This window comes from Lentzea sp. DG1S-22 (genome assembly GCF_036321065.1).
GTDB lineage: Bacteria > Actinomycetota > Actinomycetes > Mycobacteriales > Pseudonocardiaceae > Lentzea > Lentzea jiangxiensis.
This window is the reverse complement of the sequence record NZ_CP143276.1, coordinates 4117002-4136612: the sequence shown is the minus strand read 5'-3', so window position 1 is coordinate 4136612 and position 19611 is coordinate 4117002. Positions and strand designations below refer to the sequence as shown.

Genomic DNA, 19611 nt, shown 5'->3' with positions numbered 1-19611 from the left:
GGGTACTGTCTCGCGCGTGGCGAAGCTGGTGCTCGGACCCCTCCTGAGATATGTCGACGAGACGTCCGCGACGGTGTGGGTCGAGACGGATGCCTCCTGCGAGGTGAAGATCGCCGGGAGCTCGGCGCGCACGTTCCAGGTGGGCAACCAGCACTACGCGCTCGTCCGTCTCGAGAACCTCGGTCCCCGCACCGAGTACGACGTCGAACTGGACGGCGCCAAGGTCTGGCCGGAACCGGGCAGCGACTTCCCGAAGCCGGTCATCCGCACCGGGCAGGTCCGCCGGATCGCCTTCGGGTCGTGCCGCGCCGCGCCCGACCAGCCGCTCGGCCCGGACGCGCTCGACGCGTTCGCGCAACGGCTCATGGCCGCTCCGGAGGAGGAGTGGCCGCAGGCGATGATCCTGCTCGGGGACCAGGTCTACGCCGACGAACCCACCGAGTCCACGAAGCAGTGGCTGCGCGACCGCAGGCGCGGCACGGACGAGCCCGACGGCGAGGTCGTGCACTTCGGCGAGTACGCCCACCTCTACCACGAGACCTGGGGCGACCCCGAGATCCGCTGGCTGCTGTCGGTCGTGCCGACGGCGATGATCTTCGACGACCACGACGTGCGCGACGACTGGAACACCTCCGCGGTGTGGCGCGCACAGATGGCGGAGAAGCCGTGGTGGCGCGACAGGATCCGCGGCGCCATCTCCTCGTACTGGGTCTACCAGCACCTGGGCAACCTCAGCCCGGACGAGCTCGCGAAGAGCTCCCTGTACGCCAAGGTGAAGGCGCAGGGCACGGACGTGCTGCCGATGCTGCTGGACTTCGCGGAAGCGGCGGACAGGGAGAACGAGGGCCGCAAGTCGACGTGGTGGAGCTTCCGCCGCGACTTCGGCCGGGCCCGGCTGCTCATGGTCGACACGCGTTCCGGCCGCATCCTCGAAGAGGGCAGGCGGCAGATGGTCAACGACGACGAGTTCGAGTGGATCGAGCGCAACACCAGCGAGAACGACGGCGAGTACGACCACCTGCTGATCGGCTCTTCGCTGCCGTGGCTGATGCCGCACGCCCTCAGCCACGTCCAGTCCATCAACGAGATCGGCGCGAACAAGCCGGGCTGGCAGGGCAAGGCCGCCGAGGCCATCCGGCAGGCGGTCGACCTGGAGCACTGGCCCGCGTTCCGCGAGTCGTTCGACAGGCTCTCCCGCATGATCGAGAAGGCCGCCGGCAACGGTGCCGCCACGGTGTGCGTGCTGTCGGGTGACGTCCACCACAGCTACGTCGCCGAGGCCGAGTTCCCCCGGCCCACCAAGGCCGTGGTCGCGCAACTCGTGTGCTCGCCCATCCACAACGAGGCGCCGAAGGTGCTGCGCCCGGCGTTCCGGCTGTCGTGGTCGCGCGCGGCCTCGAAGGTGTTCCGCCGCCTCGCGACGATGGTCGGCGTGCCCGAGGACCTGGTGCACTGGCGCAAGACGAGCGGCCCGCACTTCGGGAACTCCGTGGCACTGCTGGACTTCAACGGCCGCCAGGCCCGTTACCGCCTGCTGTCGGCAACGGGCGAGGAGACCGCGTCCGTCCTACTTGGTCGCGAGACGGAGTAGCGCCCACAGCTGCGCGATCGCGTCGTGGTCGCCGAACACCTCGACCATCCGGTCGGGCAGCCGTCCCCACAACCAGCGGTACATCGTCATCGGGCTCGCCGACACCTGCGCGTCGGCGGAGTGGGCGTCCTCCGGGTCGACCACGCGCCACGCCGACGCGCCCTGCGGGCCGCAGCGCGTGAGCCACACGTAGTCCTCGACCTGGACGGTGACGAGGCTGTCGCGCGAGCCCCGCACCCCGAGCACGTCCAGCTTGTGCCCCAGCCACAACGTGAGCACCTCGTCGACGCCGTCGACCGCGACCTCGTCGGCGACGGCGCCGACCTCCATGCCGGCGGCGCCCTGGACGTCCATGCGGTGCACCGTCGTCTCGTGCGCGAGCCGTCGCCGCCAGAACCCGTAGGTCTGCTGCTCGGGCCACCACGAAGCGCACGGCTCGTCCTCGTCGTGCGCTTCGAGCTCCGCGATCACGGCCTCCGCGCCCGACCTCATGAAGTCCAGCGGGTCCTCTCCCGGCTGCGGGTGGTCCTGCCACTCGCCGTCCACGGGCTCGCGGCCGAGTGTGATCCAGGCCAGCGCACTGCGGTAGCCGCTGCCGATGTGCCGCACGGTCTCCCCGAGGTTCAGCCCGGGACAGGCGGGCACACCTTTGTGCGGAGGCTGGCCGATCGCGGACATGGCGAGCAGATCCGCCTCACGGCGCAAAACGTCGAGCAAGTTCACCGCTTCGCCTCGCTCATCACACGGTCGACGAGCATCACGAACAGAGTGGTCTGACGAACCAGATCGTCGGCCGTGCGCGCGTTGACGTGCCGGGTGATCCCGGCGAGCACAGCGGCCCGTGTGGACGACCACGACGCGAAGAACGCGGCCCACTCGCCCATCTCCGGCGCGATCGCGGACAGCAGCACCCAGGCGCTGGTCGGCCGCGAACGCCCGCGATGAGGCCGTCCACGCAGAGCGAGCACCGCGGCGGCGGCTCGCAACGCGGCGAGGTAGGCGGTCGCGAACCGCTCAGGGGGTTCGGGCGTGCGCTCCGACTCGGCGAGCGAGTCGCGGGCCTGCTGCAGCAGGGTGAGCGCGGACGCGGGGGGCAACGGAACGGGGAAGGCTGCCGGACTCGAAATCTCAGCTGTCATCTCGGCCTCCTCGTGGCGTCGGTCAACGACGTCCACCGCCGAGGGGAAGCCGGCGGCTCTCGGAGGTGGGGTGCTTCCCCCACCCCACCTCCGAGGCATGGTGAGACTCGAACACATGTTCGAGTCCCCACCAGCGTAGCTCCCGGCCGATGGATTCCTCAACCCGCCCCACCACGTGGGCGTGAGTCATGGTCTGATTGATGGCGTGAGCGCGCTCGAACACCCCGGAATCCGCAAAGTGGCGGAAGCCCTGCCGCCCGCCACCGCAGAACGCATCGTCGTGCTGCCGGACGCCGTGCGGACCGCGGCGGCCGCGGCCGAGGCGGTCGGTGTGCCGGTGGGCGCGATCGCGAACAGCCTGCTGTTCGCCGCGGTGCGCGACGGGGAGGCGGCGCCATTGCTGGTGCTGACGTCGGGCGCCCACCGCGCGGACACGTCGCTGGTCGCCGAGCTGGTCGGAGCGGACGCCGTGAAGCGCGCCGACCCGGAGTTCGTCCGCGAGCACACGGGTCAGGTGATCGGCGGGGTGTCGCCGGTCGGGCACCCGGCGCCGATCGAGACCCTCGTGGACGAGGCGCTGTCCGGCTACGAGGAGATCTGGGCGGCCGCGGGCCACCCGCACGCCGTCTACCCCACGACCTTCGCGGACCTCGTCGCCCTGACGGGCGGCCGCGCAGCGGTGGTGTCGGCATGACGGCCTCGCCGCGCGTGGAGCGCATCGTCGAGCTGACCACCACCGAGCTCAACGCGCGGCTGGGCGAAGCGCTCGCGCTGTACGTGACGGCGATGAACTACCCGCCCGGCACCGTCGAGCAGCGCGCCCCGATGTGGCTCGCGCACATGATGCGCGAGGACTGGCGCTGCGTCGTCGCGCTGGGGGAGCAGGACGAGCTCGTCGGCATCGGCTACGGCTACCGCGGCGCGTCCGGCCAGTGGTGGCACGAGCAGGTGCGGCGCGGGCTGATGCAGGTCTCGCCGCCCGCGGTCGTCGACGAATGGCTTTCCGACTACTTCGAACTGACCGAACTGCACGTGCTGCCGCGCGCCCAGGGCCGTGGCCTCGGTGAGGACCTGCTGCGCAGGCTCATGGAGGGCGTCAAGTCCTCGCGCGTGCTGCTGTCCACGCCCGAAGGCCCCAGCAAGGCGTGGAAGCTCTACCGCCGTGTCGGCTTCCTCGACGTGCTGAGGCACTACCAGTTCACCGGCGACCCGCGCCCGTTCGCGGTGCTCGGCCGGACCCTGCCCTTCTAGGCCGCCCAACCGCCCCGGTTCAGAACCAGTCCGACTCCCGCGCCGCGCGCATCGCCTTGCGCCGCAACTCGGGCGTGAGACGGGACAGGTACAGCTTCCCGTCCAGGTGATCGGTCTCGTGCTGCAGGCAGCGAGCCATCAACCCGCTCCCGCGCACGACGACCGGTTCGTTGCGCAGATCGACACCGTGCACGACGGCCTCCTGCGCGCGCACGGTCGGATACGCCAGTCCCGGCACCGACAGACATCCCTCGCCGCCGTCCTGGGTCTCCTCGGACAGCTCCACGATCTCCGGGTTGATCACGTACCCGCGCCGGCGGCCGCTCTTCTCCGGCACGTCGTAGCTGAACGCCCGCAGCCCGACGCCGATCTGCGGCGCCGCGAGCCCGGCGCGCCCGTCCGGCTCGACCGTGTCGAGCAAGTCCGCGACCAGTGCTTCGAGGTTGCGGTCGAACCGCGTCACCGGGTCGGCGGGGCTCGTCAGCACCGGGTCGCCGAAGAGCCGGATGTCGCGCATCGCCATGCCGTCCAGCCTAGGTTGCGATCATCGGGCCTCAGACCTACGCTGCCGATATGCAATATATTGGATATGGGTCGTTGAAGGAGCGTGCGGCCGCCGAGATCCGCTCGGCGATCGTGCGCGGCGACCTCCAGCCGGGCACGCCCATCAAGGACGTCGAACTGGCGGAGCGGCTCGGCCTGTCCCGCACGCCGGTGCGCGAGGCGCTCGCGACCCTGACCGATGAGGGCCTCGTCGAGACCAAGCCGCACGCGTACACGCGCGTCACCGCGCTGGAAGCCGAGCCCGTGCTCGACGCGCTCGTCGTCGTGCAGACGATGCACTCCCTCGCCGTGGGCATCGCCGTCCTCCGGGAGATGCCGGCCGAGGACATCGCCGCGATGCGCGCGGCGAACGAGGCCTTCAAGAAGGCGCTCGACGCCAACGACGCCGTCGCGGCACTGGCCGCCGACGACGAGTTCCACGCGGTGGCCGTCCACCGCTGCGGCAACTTCGCCGTCGCCGCGACCATCGACCGCTACACACCCCTGGTCCGCCGCGCCGAGCACAGCCGGTTCTCCTCACCGCAGGCCCGCCACTCGGTCGCGCAGCACGACCGGATCATCGAGGCGTGCGAACGAGGCGACCACGAACAGGCCTCGCTCCTGGTCGATGAGAACTGGGGCACCCTGAAGGAGGAACTGTGAACAGATTCCCGCTGCTCTTCGGCCCTTCGCCCGTCCACCGCCTCGACCGCCTGACGGCCCACCTCGGCGGCGCCGCGGTCTGGGCGAAGCGCGAGGACTGCAACTCCGGCCTCGCCTACGGCGGCAACAAGACCCGCAAGCTCGAGTACCTCGTCGCCGACGCGCTCGCCACCGGCTGCGACACCCTCGTGTCGATCGGCGGCATCCAGTCCAACCACACCCGCCAGGTCGCGGCCGCCGCCGCGCGGGCGGGCCTGAAGGCCGTGCTGGTGCAGGAGAGCTGGGTCGAGTGGTCCGACGTCGGCAGCGACCGCGTCGGCAACATCCTGCTCAGCCGCATGATGGGAGCCGACGTCCGCCTCGTGGACGCCGAGTTCGGCATCGGCGTCAAACCCGCCTGGGAACAGGCGATCGAGGAGGTCCGCGCCTCCGGTGGCAAGCCGTACCCGATCCCCGCCGGCGCCTCCGACCACCCGCTGGGCGGCATGGGCTTCGCCTCGTGGGCCGATGAGGTCCGCCGGCAGGAGGAACAGCTCGGCGTCTTCTTCGACACCGTCATCGTCTGCTCGGTCACCGGCAGCACCCAGGCGGGCATGGTCGCGGGCTTCGCGAACGACACCAACCGCCGCGTGCTCGGCATCGACGCCTCGGCCAAGCCCGCCGAGACCCTCGCCCAGATCACCCGCATCGCGCACAACACCGCGAAGCTCCGCGAGATCACGGTGTCCGAAGAGGACGTCCTCCTCGACGACCGCTTCCACGCCGGCACCTACGGCATCGCCGACGAGTCCACTGTGGAGGCCATGCGCCTCGGGGCGAGCCTCGAAGGCATGATCACCGACCCGGTCTACGAGGGGAAGTCCCTCGCGGGCCTCATCCACCTCGTGTCGTCCGGCGAGATCAGCCGCGACTCCACGGTCCTCTACGCGCACCTCGGCGGGCAGCCGGCGCTGAACGCCTACAGCTCGCTCTTCCCGGCCTGACCTCGGGGCACCGGACCACCGCGGTCCGGTTCTCGACCGGGTGCGGCGACGCCTCGTGCCGGAGCCGCGGCACGGGCGCGCGTCCCGAGGTCCGGCTCCGACTCCGGCCGGCTGTCACGGCGATCGCGCGGGCGACGCAGACTCGGCGACGCAAACATCGGCGGCGCGAACCCCGGCGACGCGAACCCCGGCGCGGGGCCGTGGGCGACCTCGGCTGCCGAGACCGTTGTGCCAGACCAGGTGCGCCAACTCCGAACCCGTCGGCTCCGAGCCGCCGACACGCCACTCCGCACCACCACATACGCCACCCCGCACCAACAGGTGCGGCGTCGCGTGGCGCCCCCGTGGACCGCGAACCCGGTCCACGGGTCAGGCCCGCAGGCGCAGACCCTTCGGTGTGGCGCGGAAACCGGCCTCCTGCAGGACCGTCGCCAGGTGCGAGGTGAGTGCGACCTCGCCGTCGGCTCGCTGGACCGCCAGCTGGCCCAGCCAGCCGTCGCGGACCGCCCTGCTCAGGGCGTTCGCGGCGATGCGCAGGGTCGGGTCGTCGTCGGTGAACGACAGCAGCGATTTGCCTCCTCTCTCCACGTAGAGCGCCGGGGTGCCGTCGACGAGCACCGCCAGCGCGCCGGCCTTGCGAGCCGGCCTGTGCTTGCCCTCGCCCAGCGGATCCGGCCACGCCAGAGCGGCTCCGTAGGGCTGGGCGGGGTCTGCCGCGGCGAGCACCACCACGGCCTGGTCGTTCTGCAGCGGCTGGCCGGGAGGGCGGGACAACGCCCGCAGCCGGTCCACCGCGCCCCGCGCCGCGAACTGGGCGGCGCCCAGGCCCTCGACGACGTAGCCGCGGATGACCTGGCCCGACTCCTCCATGGCCCGCAGCACCTTGTAGACGCCGCTGAAGCCGCCCGTCACGCGCTCGGTGTCCAGGGCGCCCCTGGTCAGCACGCCGTGGCGTTCCAGGAAGGCCTCGGCGCGGGCGTGGGCGCGGCGGGTCGGGTCCTCCGCGGGCCGCACCGCCAGGGACCAGCGACCGGCGGCGGTCGGCGGGCCCGTGCGGGACGGCATGTCCGGGCGTGCGGCGCGCAGCCGGGTGTAGCGGCCGCGCGGTGCGCTGCGGCGAGCCTTGTGGGCCGCGCCGCCACCGGACACCAGCGCGCGCAACGGCGACAACGTGTCGTTCGTGACCAGTCCTGCCCACACCAGGTCCCACAGGGTGCCGACGACCTCCTTGTCCGTGCACGTCACGGACACCGACGCCCTGTCGACGACCTGCCGGAAGAACAGCGCCCCGCCGGACAACGCCTCCAGCACGGCGGTGTGCAGCGGCGACTCCGGGATCGACTCCGGCACCAGGTCGGGCAGCAGCAGGTCGGCCACGTCGGTCGGGGCGAGGGCGACCCAGCCGTCGCCACCGGCCAGTGCGCCGCACCCCGTCCACGTCACCTCCCCGGACGCCGTCAGCTCGTCCAGCAGCGCCGGGTAGTAGCCCGGCAGCCGCGCGGGGAGGAGCAGCGACTCCAGCGCACTGGCCGGAAGTGGCGCTCCGGCGAGCTGTTCCACGACCGAGAACACGTCGTCGACCGTCGGCGCCGAACGCAGCCGGCGGCCCAGTCCGTGCCACTGCGGCAGGAACCGGCCCAGCGCCGCGGGTTCGACCGGCTCCACCTCGGAGCGCAGCCGGGCCAGCGACGCACGGCGCAGCCGGCGCAGCACGTCTGCGTCGCAGTACTCGGTGTGCGTGCCGCCGGGACGGAGCTCACCGCGGACCAACCGGCCCGTGGCGGCCATGCGTTCCAGGACACCCGTCACCACGGCCACGCCCAGGCCGAAGCGGGAAGCGGGTTCCGCGGCGGGGAACGGCCCGTGCGTGCGGGCGTAGCGGCTGAGCAGATCGCCCAGCGGATCCGCGACCGGCTCGGTGAACGCCTCCGGGACGCCGACCGGCAGGGCGACGCCGAGCGCGTCCCGCACCCGGCCCGCGTCCTCGATCGCGATCGTGCGTTCCTCGCCGGCGATGCGGACGCGGATCACCCGGCGCTCGGCCACCAGCTCGTCGAGCCACTCGCGGGGCACGCCGCGTTCGAGCGCCTCCGCGTCGGACAGATCTCCCAGGAACCGCAACAGGTCCGCCGTGTCCTCGGCGTGGCGGGGGCGGCGGTCCTCGGACAGGCGCTGCAGGCTGAGCTCGACCTCGGCCACGACCTCCGGGTCGAGCAGCTCGCGGATCGCCTCCGAGCCGAGCAGCTCCGCGAGCAGCGTCGAGTCGAGCGACAGCGCGGCCGCCCGCCGTTCCGCCAGCGGCGTGTCCGCCTCGTAGAGGAACATGCCCACGTACCCGAAGAGCAGGCTGCGCGCGAACGGCGACGGAGACGGCGTCTCCACCTCGACCACGCGCACCTTGCGGGCGCGGACGTCCGCCATCAGCTCCCGCAGACCGGGCACGTCGTAGACGTCCTGCAGGCACTCGCGCATCGCTTCCAGGACCACCGGGAAGCTCTCGTACTTCGCGGCCACCGACAGCAGCTGCGCAGAGCGCTGCCGCTGCTGCCACAACGGGGTGCGGCGCTTCGGGTCGCGGCGGGGCAGCAGCAGCGACCGGGAGGCGCACTCGCGGAACCGGGCCGCGAACAACGCCGAGCCGCCCACCTCCGCGACCACGATCTGCTCGACCTCCTCCGGGTCGAGCAGCACGTCCTCGGCGCTCGCCGTGACCTCCGCGCCGTCGTGGTCGAGCGCGTCGGGCAGCCGCAGCACGATGCCGTCGTCGGAGTGCGCGGCCTGCACCTCGACGCCACGCCGCTCACGCAGGCGTGCGGCGATCGCCAGCGCCCACGGCGCGTTGACCTGGGCGCCGAAGGGGGAGTGCACGACCAGCCGCCAGTCGCCCAGCTCGTCGCGGAACCGTTCCACCAGAACGGTCCTGTCGTTCGGGACGTGCCTCGTGGCCTCGCGCTGTTCGGCCAGGTACGCGAGCAGGTTGTCCGTCGCCCACGCGTCCAGGCCCGCGGACGCCGCCCGTTCCCTGGCCGCCGCGTCGTCCATCGTGGACACCTCGCGGAGGAACCTGCCCATCGCGCGGCCCAGTTCGAGCGGGCGGCCGGGAGCGTCGCCCTTCCAGAACGGCATCCGCGCGGGCTGGCCCGGCGCGGGCACGACGATCACCCGGTCGTGCGTGATGTCCTCGACCCGCCACGACGACGTGCCGAGCAGGAACGTGTCGCCCACGCGGGACTCGTAGACCATCTCCTCGTCGAGCTCGCCGACGCGCGAGCCCGGACCGTTCTCCGACGGCGGCGTCATGACCGCGAACAGCCCCCGGTCGGGGATCGTGCCGCCGGAGGTGACCGCCAGCCGCTGCGACCCGGGACGCCCGCGCAGCTCGGAGTTCACCCGGTCCCACGTGATCCGCGGCCGCAGCTCGCCGAACTCCTCGGACGGGTACCGCCCGGACAGCATGTCCAGCACCGCGTTCAGCGCGGAGTCCGGCAGCCCGGCGAACGGCGCCGCCCGCCGCACCAGCGCCGTCAGGTCCTCGACCGTCCACGTCTCCATCGCCACCATCGCCACGACGTGCTGCGCCAGCACGTCGAGCGGGTTGCGCGGGAACCGGACGGCCTCGATCCCGCCGTTCTGCATCCGTTCCGCCACCACCGCGCACGACACCAGGTCGCCGCGGAACTTCGGGAACATGACGCCCCGCGAGACCGCGCCCACCTGGTGGCCCGCACGGCCGACGCGCTGCAGCCCGGACGCGACCGACGGCGGCGCCTCCACCTGCACCACCAGGTCGACCGCGCCCATGTCGATGCCCAGCTCCAGCGAGGACGTCGCCACCACGCACGGCAGCCGCCCGGACTTCAGGTCCTCCTCGACGGCGGTGCGCTGCTCCCGCGACATCGACCCGTGGTGTGCACGGGCGACCGACGCGGTCTTCTGCACCGTCATCCCCGCCTGGCCGATGGCCTCGGCGGGGAAGGACTCCGGCTCGGTGGCTTCCTCGGCGAGCTCGTTGAGACGCGCCGTCAGCCGTTCGGCGAGCCGCCGCGAGTTCGCGAAGACGATCGTCGACCGGTGCGCGCGCACCAGCTCCAGCACCCGTGCCTCGACCGACGGCCAGATGGAGGTGCGCTGCTCGGCGCCGGCGGCCGAACCCGACACCTCGCCCGTGGGCTGGCCGAGCACCGTCATGTCCTCGACCGGCACCTCGACCTCGACCTGGATGGTCTTGGGCGTCTTCGGCTGCACGACCGACACCGGCCGCCCGCCGGCGAGGAAGGTGCCGATCTCCTCGACCGGCCGCACCGTCGCCGACAGCCCGATCCGCTGCGCCGGCCGCTCCAGCAGTGCGTCCAGCCTTTCGAGTGACAGCGCCAGGTGCCCGCCGCGTTTGGTGCCCGCGACCGCGTGCACCTCGTCGACGATCACCGTCTCCACGCCGCGCAACGACTCGCGCGCCGACGACGTGAGCAGCAGGAACAACGACTCCGGCGTCGTGACCAGCACGTCGGGGGGAGTGCGCCCGAACGCTCGCCGCTCCTCCGGCGACGTGTCGCCCGTCCTCATGCCGACCGCGATCGACGGTTCCGCGAGCCCCAGCCGGTGCGCGGCCTGCCGGATGCCCGCCAGGGGAGCGCGCAGGTTCCGCTCGACGTCCACCGCCAGCGCCTTCAACGGCGACACGTAGAGCACGCGGCACCGCCGCTTCGGCTCCTCGGGCACGGGGGAGGCGGCCAGCCGGTCGAGCGCCCACAGGAACGCGGCCAGCGTCTTGCCCGAGCCCGTCGGGGCGATGACCAGCGCGTGCTCGCCCGCCGCCGCGGCCGCCCACGCACCTGTCTGCGCCTGGGTGGGCGCGGCGAAGGCCCCGGCGAACCACTGCCTGGTCGCCGGGGAGAAAGCCTCCATCACGTCCATGGAGAACATCATGGCCCCGGGGTCCGACAATTTCTGATTACGCAGGTCCGAGCACCCGTCAGAGCCCCCTGTGGCACGATCACCGGCAGTACGTCCTTCGAGGGGAGCACGGTGCGCGTCCTGTCCGTCGACCTGGGCACCGCCAACACGGTTGCGGTGCTGTCCGGCCATGGTGTGGTGGACGTGGACGGAGGGCCCGTGATGCCCTCGTCCGTCTACCTCGAGGAGGACGGCACCCTGCTCGTCGGCAGGGAGGCGGACCGGCGGTCGCGCCAGGACCCGTCGCGCTACGAGCCGAACCCGAAGCGCCACATCGACAAGGCCACGCTCAAGCTCGGCGAGCGGAACCTGCCCGTCAACGACGCCCTCGCGGCCATCTACGCGCGCGTGATGGAGGCCGTGACACCGCTGCTGATGGGCGCGGCGCTCGACGAGATCCGCCTGACCCACCCGGCCGAATGGGGTCCGAGCAGGCGCAACAAGCTGCTGTCCTCGGCGCGGCTCGCGGGCATGACCGGCGAGCTCGTGCCCGTTCCCGAGGCCATCGCGGTGGCCTCGCTCGGCGGCGGCCGCCCGCTCGCGGTCTACGACTTCGGCGCCGACACGTTCGACGTCTCCGTGCTCGACTCCGAGCACCGCATCCTCGCCGACGGCAGCCTCGGCGACGTCGGCGGTCTCGACGTCGACCAGGCGCTGCTCGAGCACATCGGCCGCATGGTCTCGCACAAGGACCCGGCCGGCTGGCAGCGGCTGCTGCGGCCGACCACCGTCGACGACCACCGCGCCCGCCTGGGCCTGCGCGAGGAGCTGCGCCTCGCCAAGGAGGACCTCTCCGAGCTGCCCCAGGTCGAGGTGCTCATGCCGGAGCCGTTCGAGAAGGTCGTCGTCACGCGCGACGAGCTGGAGGCGCTCGTCCGGCCCAGCCTGATCCGCAGCGCCGAGGTCGTCATCTCGACGGTGCGCAAGGCCGGTGTCACGCCCGAGCACGTCTACCTCGTCGGCGGCTCCTGCCGGATGCCGCTGGTCAGGCAGATCATCGCGGAGAAGGTCGGCATAGTCCCGACCAGCCCGGACCACCCGGAGACCATCGTCGCCTCCGGCGCGCAGGTCGTCGACAAGGCGACGATCACGCTCAAGGCCGAGGACGACAAGCCCAAGTCCGTCGAGCCGCCCACGGTCGTCACCGCGCCGGTCAGCCCCGCCGTCACCGGCCCGCACCCGGTGGGCAACCCGAACGTCAGCGGCCCGAACCCCGTGGTCAGCGGGTCGTACCCGAACCCGAACGTGAGCGGGTCGTACTCGGCGAGCGGCAGCTACCCGGTGTCGGGGCCGTACTCGGTGAACCCGAACACCAGCGGCAGCTACCCGATGAACTTCCCGCAGCAGCAGGCCCCGAAGAAGGACAACAAGAAGGTCCTCATCGGTGCCGGCGCCGCGGTCCTCGCGGTGGCGGGCATCATCGGCGCCGTCTTCGCGTTCTCCGGCCCCAGCCTGCCGAGCGCGGACGAGTGCAAGGACGACACCGCGCAGGACGGCCAGGGCTTCACGAAGTGCCTGCGCCAGCTCGCGGGCACCGTGCCGGACGGCGGCGGCTGCGAGAAGGCCGACTCCGCGCAGATCACCGGCATGGAGGAGATCAAGGGCACCGTCGTGAGCTGCACGATCCGCGACGGCTACGCGGTGCAGTACATCCTCACCGACAGCGTCACCGGCGCCGAGAACAACGCCGACGCCATCGCGAAGTCGTTCCAGACCGACCGCGTCGAGGCCGACTGGACCGGCAACGGCCTCGAGGGCGACTACCGCGCGGCCACGTCGAGCGGCACCGGCGTCCTCGTCTTCACCGCCAAGGGCCGCCCGATGTTCGGCATCCTCACCAAGACCGCCGAGGAGAACGCGGACGAGCTCAAGCCGGACGAAATGGCCGACTTCTTCGAGAAGACCGTGCAACCGGGTGAGTAACCGCCCCTGATGGACCTGTCGGCGCGCCCGCCGGGCGTGCCACGATCGTGATCATGGTGACTGCCGCGCCGCAGGTGGAGCACGTGCAGCGCAAGGTCGTCCGCGTGCTGACCGGCACCCAGGTCCTCGGGTCGGCGGCGGTGACGATCGGCCTCGCGTTCAGCACGCTGATCGCCGCGTCGCTGTCCGGGTCCGAGGCCGTCGGCGGGCTCGCGCAGACCGCGGCCGTCGCCGGGGCCGCACTGCTCGCCCTGCCCGGAGCCCGGCTCGCCCAGCGCGGCGGGCGCCGGCCCGCGCTCGTTCTCGGCTACGGCATGGGCGGTCTCGGCGCGTTGACCGCCGCTGTCGCCGTGGGCCTCGGCTCGTGGCAGGTGCTGCTGCTGGGGCTCCTCCTGTTCGGCGGTGCTTCCAGTGCCAACTACGCGGCGCGTTATGCCGCGACGGATCTGGCGCACCCGCATCGCCGTGCGCGCGAACTGTCCCGCGTGGTGTGGGCGGCCATGATCGGCGCGATCATCGGTCCCAACCTCGCCGATCCCGCCGGTCGCGCCGCCGCGGTCCTCGGCCTGCCCGCGGGTGTCGGGCCGTTCCTGCTCGCGGCCGCGGTGCTCGTCGTGGCGGTGCTCGTCATCCAGTTCGGGCTGCGGCCGGACCCGCTCGTCGTCGTGAGAAGCACACGACCGGTTGAATCTCCGCACTGCGCCGGAGGCTCCAGCGCGACTCCCGGTGGCCTGAAGGTCTGGGGAACGCTCGGGCCGATGGCCCGACTTGCACTCGTCGGTGTGATGTTGTGCCACACCGCGATGGTCGGGCTGATGTCGATGACCCCGGTGCACATGAACCACGCCGGGTCGTCGCTGCGCGTCGTCGGCGTCGTGATCAGCCTGCACGTCGCCGCCATGTACGCCGCGAGCCCGCTGTTCGGGTGGATGGCGGACCGGCTCGGCCGCGTGCCGGTGCTCGCGATCGGCGCGTCGCTGGTGGTCGCGGCGTCCGGGGTCGCGGGCATGGCGTCCTCGCACGACGCCCCGCAGCTCGCCGTGGGGCTCGCGCTGCTCGGCTTCGGCTGGTCCGCCGGGCTGGTGGCGGGCTCGGCGCTGCTGACGGAGTCCGTGCGGGTGGAGGACCGGCCCGCGGCGCAGGGGCTGTCCGACCTGGTGATGAACGCCGGCGGCGCCATCGGGGGAGCGGTCGCGGGGATCGTCGTCACGGCGTGGTCGTACGCGGCGCTCGGCCTGATCGTCGGGTTCACCGCGCTGCCGCTGCTGGTCGTGTGCCTCTTCGCGTCGCTGCGCAGGCCCGTTCGTTAGTGTCTGGCGGTGCGCATCACCATGTTCCGCAAACTCATGGCGGGGGAGTTCGGCCAGGTCAGGGCCGAGATGATCGCCCAGGACCACGTGCTGTCGTCGCTCGGGGGCCGCACCGCCGACCAGGCGCTGGAGGCCGGTATCGACGCCAAGGAGGTCTGGCTCGCGGTCTGCGACGCGTTCGAAGTTCCGGAGAAACGACGCTGAGATCGAGGCTGGACAGGCCGTCCGGAGTGTCACGTGTGCTCGAACACGTGTTCGGCTACAGTGGCCCCGACCCCCGGCTTCGCAAAATTGTCAGACCCCGCCAGTAGCGTCAGGTCCAACATGACGAAGCAACGGCAGACGACAAAAGGTGGACCCAAGATGGCACCCGCAGCACCCGACCGGGACAAAGCGCTCGAGCTGGCCCTGGCGCAGATCGACAAGCAGTTCGGCAAGGGCTCCGTGATGCGCCTCGGCGAGGAGGGCCGTGCCCCGATCGAGGTGATCCCGACCGGCGCGATCGCGCTGGACGTGGCGCTCGGCATCGGCGGTCTGCCGAGGGGTCGCGTCGTCGAGATCTACGGTCCCGAGTCCTCCGGTAAGACCACCGTCGCCCTGCACGCCGTCGCGAACGCCCAGAAGGCCGGCGGCATCGCCGCGTTCATCGACGCGGAGCACGCCCTCGACCCGGAGTACGCGAAGAAGCTGGGCGTCGACACCGACGCGCTGCTGGTCTCCCAGCCCGACACCGGTGAGCAGGCGCTCGAGATCGCGGACATGCTGGTCCGCTCCGGCGCGCTCGACATCCTCGTCATCGACTCGGTCGCCGCCCTCGTGCCGCGCGCCGAGATCGAGGGCGAGATGGGCGACAACCACGTCGGTCTGCAGGCCCGCCTGATGAGCCAGGCGCTGCGCAAGATCACCGGTGCGCTCAACGCGTCCAACACCACCGCGATCTTCATCAACCAGCTGCGCGAGAAGATCGGCGTGATGTTCGGCTCCCCGGAGACCACGACCGGTGGTAAGGCGTTGAAGTTCTACGCCTCCGTGCGTCTGGACGTGCGCCGCATCGAGACCCTGAAGGACGGCGGCGAGCCCGTCGGCAACCGCACCAGGGTCAAGGTCGTGAAGAACAAGGTCGCGCCGCCGTTCAAGCAGGCCGAGTTCGACATCCTCTACGGCAAGGGCGTCAGCCGCGAGGGCTCGCTCATCGACATGGGCGTCGACCAGGGCATCCTGCGCAAGTCCGGTGCCTGGTACACCTACGAGGGCGACCAGCTGGGCCAGGGCAAGGAGAACGCCCGCAAGTTCCTGCTGGACAACCCGGACATCGCGAACGAGGTCGAGAAGCGCATCAAGGACAAGCTCGGCATCGGCGCCACCCTCGACGCCGACGAGACGGCTCCCGCCGCGCCGGTCGAGTTCTAAGAGGTCCTGGGTTGGACGAGGCTGAGGAGCAGCGCAAGGCGCGGGACATCTGCTACGCGCTGCTCACCGCCAGGGCCCGCTCGCGGCAGGAGCTGCACGACGCCCTGCTGCGCAAGGGGATCAGCGCCGGCGCCGCCGAGGTCGTCCTCGGCAAGTTCGACCGCGCCGGCCTGATCGACGACGCGCAGTTCGCCGAGATGTGGGTCCGCTCCCGCCACACGTACAACGGCCTGGGCCGCCGCGCCCTCGCCATGGAACTGCGCCGCAAGGGCGTGGCGGACGAGGTGGTCGCCGAGGCCGTGGCCGCGGTCGACAACGAGGCCGAGGAAGACCGGGCTCGCGAACTCGTCCGCAAACGCCTGCGCACCCTGTCCGGTGTGGACGAGACGACGAAGATCCGTCGGCTCGTGGGTGCGTTGGCGCGCAAGGGGTACGCGGAAGGCCTCGCCTACCGGGTGGTGCGCGACGAGTTGCGCAACGCCGGCGACGAGGCCTCGGTGCTGGACGAACCCTGGTAGCAGCCAGGCCGCGACCGGCCTGGCTCATGTCCGCAGTCCGGCGCGAGGTGGTGGCCGGGGCGGGCCCCGGTTCCGTCTCTTCGGGACGCCGTAACCGATCTCGCCGCTTGACCGGTTGGTCCCGAGTAGCCTGAAATGCGTGAGCACTACTCCCGACGCGCCGTCCGCCGTGACCCCCACGGTCTCCGACCTGCTCTGCTTCGACCTCTACACGACGTCGCGGGCGGTCACCGGCTTCTACCGGCCGATCCTGGACAAGGCGGGCATCACCTACCCGCAGTTCCTGGTGATGCTGCTGCTGTGGGAGCGGGACTCGAGGCCGATCCGGGAGCTCGTGCGGGAGCTGGACCTCGAGTACAGCACCCTGTCGCCGCTGATCAAACGGCTGGAGAAGAGCGGTCTGCTGCTGCGCGTCACGCACCCCGACGACGAGCGGTCCGTGCTCGTCCAGCTCACCGACAAGGGCCGTGACCTGCGGTGGATCGGTGCCGAGATGTTCAGCCAGCTCGGCAAGGCCCTCGGTATGACCGTCGAGGAGATCGCCGTTCTCCGCAAGGCCCTGCAGCGCGTGAAGCTCGGCGCCGAACGCCAGTGAGCTGAAACACATCGCGTACGAGGTATCTCGTCCGGTAACTTACATCGTGCACGACCTAATCGAGCGCGATGCACCGCTGACACGGTGCCCGACGAGAGAGTGAGAGACCGATGCGAGTTCGTAAGGTGTTCGCCGTTCTGGGCACGCTGCTGGCGCTGGCCGCTGTCGTTCCGTCCGGTGCCGGTGCCGCGGAGGACGCCTGGGAGCAGGACGCTCAGGAGCAGGGCTCGAAGAAGCCGACCGTCGTGCTGGTGCACGGTGCGTTCGCCGATGCGTCCAGTTGGAACGGTGTCGTGAAACGCCTGCAGCGCAAGGGTTTCCCGGTCGTCGCGGTGGCGAACCCGCTGCGGTCGCTCGCCGGTGACGCGGAGTACCTGCGTAAGGTCCTCGCCACCATCGACGGGCCGGTCGTCCTCGCGGGACACTCCTACGGCGGCATGGTCCAGTCGCAGGCCGCGCTGGGCAACCCGAACGTGAAGGCGCTGGTCTACGTCGCGGCGTTCGCGCCGGAGAAGGGCGAGAGCGCCCTTGAGCTGTCGAACAGGTTCCCCGGCAGCACGCTGGGCGACACTCTGTCAACCATCGACATCGGTGACGGCAGCAAGGACCTCGTGATCCAGCAGGACAAGTACTGGCAGCAGTTCGCGGCCGACGTCCCGCGCAAGGACGCGACCCTGGCGGCGGCGACCCAGCGCCCGGTCAACGACACCGCGCTGACCGAGAAGGCCGGCGACCCCGCGTGGCACGCCATCCCGTCGTACTTCGTGGTGGCGGGCAAGGACAAGAACATCCCGATCGCCGCGCAGAAGTGGATGGCCGAACGCGCCCACGCGCGTGCGGTCGTCGAGGTCCGGGGCGCCTCGCACTCGATCGCGGTGTCGCAGCCCGAGGCGGTGGCCGACCTGATCGTGCGCGCCGCGAAGTAGGGGGAGAACGCGAAAGCCGGGACGCGGGCAGGGGCGTCCCGGCTTTCGCCGTCGTCAGGGCTTCGCGACCTCGCAGCCGGGCAGCGACAGGTTCAGCGTCGTGCCCGGACCGAAGCAGGGGACGAGGTCGTACGTCTGCTGGCCGTAGTTGATGCCCTTGCGCACGGTGATCGCGCCGGAGGCGTCGACCTCGCACGGGTTGTTCATCGTGCAGCGGCCGCCGCTCTCGTTGCCGGTGTTGTTGACGCCGACGACCTTGCCGCTCGCGTTGTCGATGATCGGCGAGCCCGAGGTGCCGCCGATGGTGTTGCACGACGGCGTGTAGCGCAGCGAGTCGCGCCAGGTCCAGGACGCCTCCCTGACCTGGTGGACGAACCCGTCGATCCCGCAGGAGTAGATCCGCTTCCAGTAGCCGGAGACGATCCGGATCTCCGTCCCGGCGACCGGGCGCGAGGCGGACAGTTCCAGCGCGCGGCTGCCGTACTGCTGCTCGATCTGCTGGTAGGTCGTGGTCAGCTGGTAGAGCGCGGCGTCGGTGCCGGTCATCGTCGCGTAGAGGAGCTTGGTGCTCTTCACCGTCGCGATGTCCGAGCCGGAACCGTTGAGCAGCTTGAAGTTGCGGGTCACCGTCCGGTCGACGATCACCTGGCCGGCCTTCATCAGCTCGACGCAGTGGCCGTTCGTGAGAACCAGTGCTTTGTCCCCCGGCGCCGAACCGGGCAGGCGGACCACGGAGCCGGAGCAGTTGTCCAGCGCCACGACGCCGGTGAAGTCGGCGGCGGCCTGGGCGGGTGCCGTCGTCACGCCGAGGGCGGCGATCGCCGCGAGCAGGGTTCCGACGAGTCGTCGTGCCATGTGCGGGTGTCCTTTCAAGGATGGCGTCCAGGGCCGATCCTGCACGGATCGTAGCGGTACCGCTACCGACGGAAGCCGACTGACAAGCCGCTGGTAACTCGATCGAGTGGCGGTGTCCGGAGCGGGCTAACGGGTGAAGCGGACCACTCGACGTGGTGATCACACGTCGCAACCGCCAGGAGTCCTTGATGACCTACACGCCACCCGTCCACGCTCAGCCCCCGCTCGCACCTCCGAAGCCCGCGAAGTTCGGTGCGCTCGCCTGGACGGCGTTGATCCTCGGGATCGTCGGCGTTGTTTGCTCGTGGGTCATCCTCCTCAACAACCTCACCGCCATCGCCGCGTTCATCGGGCTCGTGCTCGGCGTCGTCGCGTTGTTCGGCACCCGCAAGGTCGTCGCGGTCATCGGCATCGTCCTGTGCGTCGCGGCGATCGGGCTGACCGTGGTGGCACAGCAGGCCGCGGTCGCGGAGCTCGACAAGATCCTCGGCGGCGGCACGAACCAGGGGCAGACCGGTGTCGCGGGCGAGACCGCCAAGCAGGACGCCGCCGTCGAGAACCCGACCTGGGGCAAGCGGTACACGTGGGAGAACGGCCTCTCGGTCGACGTCGCCGCGCCGGCCGCGTGCACGCCCGGCGAGTACGCGGCACCGGCGAACATCGCCCGCGCGGTGAAGTTCGAGATCACCATCACCAACGGGACGAGCGCCGCTTTCGAGACCGCGCTGATGTCGGTCGGCACCGACGCGCAGTTCAACGGGCAGAAGGCGACCATGATCTTCGACGCCGGCGGCGGCTGCGACAGCACGTTCGACTCGGCGACGGTGCTGCCGGGCAAGACCTACACCTTCCACGTCGCCTACGCGGTCGGCGCTCAGCCCGGTGAGATGCAGCTCGTGTTCGAGCCGACCTTCAACTCCGACAAGGCGGCGTTCGTCGGCCAGGCGTAAA

The 19611-nt window shown here is 71.3% G+C and carries 18 protein-coding genes; 13 read left to right on the top strand and 5 right to left on the bottom strand.

The genetic code is table 11. The annotated features are described in order from the left end of the window. The first annotated feature begins 16 nt into the window (after positions 1 to 16). Positions 17 to 1591, top strand: a complete 1575-nt coding sequence (locus V1227_RS18435) for an alkaline phosphatase D family protein (RefSeq protein WP_329793806.1) — start codon at positions 17 to 19, stop codon at positions 1589 to 1591. On the opposite strand, the gene V1227_RS18430 is transcribed toward V1227_RS18435, so the two are convergent. Both V1227_RS18430 and V1227_RS18425 read right to left on the bottom strand, forming a co-directional pair. Next, entirely contained in the window at positions 1568 to 2314 is a 747-nt protein-coding gene (locus V1227_RS18430; RefSeq protein ID WP_329793805.1) for a maleylpyruvate isomerase N-terminal domain-containing protein, read from the bottom strand. The two genes, V1227_RS18435 and V1227_RS18430, sit on opposite strands and share 24 nt — an antisense overlap. Continuing rightward, on the bottom strand, positions 2311 to 2730 hold the full coding sequence (locus V1227_RS18425) for an SAV_6107 family HEPN domain-containing protein (protein ID WP_090102845.1): 420 nt from the start codon (positions 2728 to 2730) through the stop codon (positions 2311 to 2313). Before V1227_RS18425 ends, V1227_RS18430 begins: the two co-directional genes overlap by 4 nt. Positions 2731 to 2935: 205 nt before the next feature. Here V1227_RS18425 and V1227_RS18420 point away from each other — a divergent pair, with 205 nt between their 5' ends. Further along, entirely contained in the window at positions 2936 to 3424 is a 489-nt protein-coding gene (locus V1227_RS18420) for a YbaK/EbsC family protein (RefSeq protein ID WP_236223437.1), read from the top strand. Continuing rightward, positions 3421 to 3981, top strand: coding sequence for a GNAT family N-acetyltransferase (locus V1227_RS18415; protein ID WP_329793803.1), 561 nt, complete (start codon positions 3421 to 3423; stop codon positions 3979 to 3981). The genes V1227_RS18420 and V1227_RS18415 overlap by 4 nt, the downstream gene beginning before the upstream one ends. 19 nt (positions 3982 to 4000) lie before the next feature. Here the strand turns inward: V1227_RS18415 and def are convergent, their stop codons facing one another. Beyond that, positions 4001 to 4504: a peptide deformylase gene (def, locus tag V1227_RS18410; protein ID WP_329793801.1), complete on the bottom strand. Its 504-nt coding sequence runs from the start codon at positions 4502 to 4504 to the stop codon at positions 4001 to 4003. Positions 4505 to 4578: 74 nt separating this feature from the next. Here def and V1227_RS18405 point away from each other — a divergent pair, with 74 nt between their 5' ends. Next, a complete protein-coding gene (locus tag V1227_RS18405) occupies positions 4579 to 5187 on the top strand; it encodes a GntR family transcriptional regulator (RefSeq protein WP_236223434.1) in 609 nt (202 codons plus the stop codon). Then, the gene (locus V1227_RS18400) at positions 5184 to 6170 is read left to right on the top strand and encodes a 1-aminocyclopropane-1-carboxylate deaminase (RefSeq protein ID WP_329793799.1); all 987 of its coding nucleotides are present in this window, start codon (positions 5184 to 5186) and stop codon (positions 6168 to 6170) included. The genes V1227_RS18405 and V1227_RS18400 overlap by 4 nt, the downstream gene beginning before the upstream one ends. 369 nt (positions 6171 to 6539) lie before the next feature. On the opposite strand, the gene V1227_RS18395 is transcribed toward V1227_RS18400, so the two are convergent. After that, complete coding sequence (locus V1227_RS18395) at positions 6540 to 11084, bottom strand: ATP-dependent helicase (RefSeq protein ID WP_442916507.1); 4545 nt, start codon at positions 11082 to 11084, stop codon at positions 6540 to 6542. 111 nt (positions 11085 to 11195) lie between these two features. Here V1227_RS18395 and V1227_RS18390 point away from each other — a divergent pair, with 111 nt between their 5' ends. The 7 genes from V1227_RS18390 to V1227_RS18360 all read left to right on the top strand — a co-directional run bounded on the left by V1227_RS18390 (position 11196) and on the right by V1227_RS18360 (position 17805). Continuing rightward, a complete protein-coding gene (locus V1227_RS18390) occupies positions 11196 to 13046 on the top strand; it encodes an Hsp70 family protein (protein ID WP_329793796.1) in 1851 nt (616 codons plus the stop codon). Positions 13047 to 13099: 53 nt separating this feature from the next. Further along, positions 13100 to 14356 (top strand): MFS transporter, encoded by a 1257-nt coding sequence (locus tag V1227_RS18385; RefSeq protein ID WP_329793795.1) that lies wholly within the window; start codon positions 13100 to 13102, stop codon positions 14354 to 14356. A 9-nt stretch (positions 14357 to 14365) separates the two neighbouring features. Further along, positions 14366 to 14560 carry a DUF3046 domain-containing protein gene (locus tag V1227_RS18380; RefSeq protein ID WP_329793794.1) on the top strand — a complete coding sequence of 65 codons (195 nt, stop codon included), beginning with the start codon at positions 14366 to 14368 and terminating at the stop codon, positions 14558 to 14560. 159 nt (positions 14561 to 14719) lie between these two features. Further along, a complete protein-coding gene (gene recA / locus V1227_RS18375) occupies positions 14720 to 15766 on the top strand; it encodes a recombinase RecA (protein ID WP_236223429.1) in 1047 nt (348 codons plus the stop codon). An 11-nt stretch (positions 15767 to 15777) separates the two neighbouring features. After that, positions 15778 to 16284, top strand: coding sequence for a regulatory protein RecX (locus V1227_RS18370; RefSeq protein WP_090102785.1), 507 nt, complete (start codon positions 15778 to 15780; stop codon positions 16282 to 16284). Positions 16285 to 16423: 139 nt separating this feature from the next. After that, positions 16424 to 16879 (top strand): MarR family winged helix-turn-helix transcriptional regulator, encoded by a 456-nt coding sequence (locus tag V1227_RS18365; RefSeq protein ID WP_236223427.1) that lies wholly within the window; start codon positions 16424 to 16426, stop codon positions 16877 to 16879. 110 nt (positions 16880 to 16989) lie between these two features. Then, complete coding sequence (locus V1227_RS18360) at positions 16990 to 17805, top strand: alpha/beta fold hydrolase (RefSeq protein ID WP_329793793.1); 816 nt, start codon at positions 16990 to 16992, stop codon at positions 17803 to 17805. Positions 17806 to 17859: 54 nt separating this feature from the next. Here the strand turns inward: V1227_RS18360 and V1227_RS18355 are convergent, their stop codons facing one another. After that, the gene (locus tag V1227_RS18355) at positions 17860 to 18660 is read right to left on the bottom strand and encodes a S1 family peptidase (RefSeq protein WP_329793792.1); all 801 of its coding nucleotides are present in this window, start codon (positions 18658 to 18660) and stop codon (positions 17860 to 17862) included. Between the two features lie 188 nt (positions 18661 to 18848). On the opposite strand from V1227_RS18355, the gene V1227_RS18350 reads away from it, so the two are divergent. Continuing rightward, positions 18849 to 19610, top strand: a complete 762-nt coding sequence (locus V1227_RS18350) for a hypothetical protein (RefSeq protein ID WP_329793791.1) — start codon at positions 18849 to 18851, stop codon at positions 19608 to 19610. Position 19611 lies beyond the last annotated feature (1 nt).

What these genes read in the sequence shown, in the direction of transcription:
- V1227_RS18425 (WP_090102845.1), bottom strand. Translation starts at nt 2,730, where the DNA reads ATGACAGCTGAGATTTCGAGTCCGGCAGCCTTCCCCGTTCCGTTGCCC.
- V1227_RS18415 (WP_329793803.1), top strand. Translation starts at nt 3,421, where the DNA reads ATGACGGCCTCGCCGCGCGTGGAGCGCATCGTCGAGCTGACCACCACC.
- def (WP_329793801.1), bottom strand. Translation starts at nt 4,504, where the DNA reads ATGGCGATGCGCGACATCCGGCTCTTCGGCGACCCGGTGCTGACGAGC.
- V1227_RS18395 (WP_442916507.1), bottom strand. Translation starts at nt 11,084, where the DNA reads ATGGACGTGATGGAGGCTTTCTCCCCGGCGACCAGGCAGTGGTTCGCC.
- V1227_RS18385 (WP_329793795.1), top strand. Translation starts at nt 13,100, where the DNA reads ATGGTGACTGCCGCGCCGCAGGTGGAGCACGTGCAGCGCAAGGTCGTC.
- recA (WP_236223429.1), top strand. Translation starts at nt 14,720, where the DNA reads ATGGCACCCGCAGCACCCGACCGGGACAAAGCGCTCGAGCTGGCCCTG.
- V1227_RS18360 (WP_329793793.1), top strand. Translation starts at nt 16,990, where the DNA reads ATGCGAGTTCGTAAGGTGTTCGCCGTTCTGGGCACGCTGCTGGCGCTG.
- V1227_RS18355 (WP_329793792.1), bottom strand. Translation starts at nt 18,660, where the DNA reads ATGGCACGACGACTCGTCGGAACCCTGCTCGCGGCGATCGCCGCCCTC.
- V1227_RS18350 (WP_329793791.1), top strand. Translation starts at nt 18,849, where the DNA reads ATGACCTACACGCCACCCGTCCACGCTCAGCCCCCGCTCGCACCTCCG.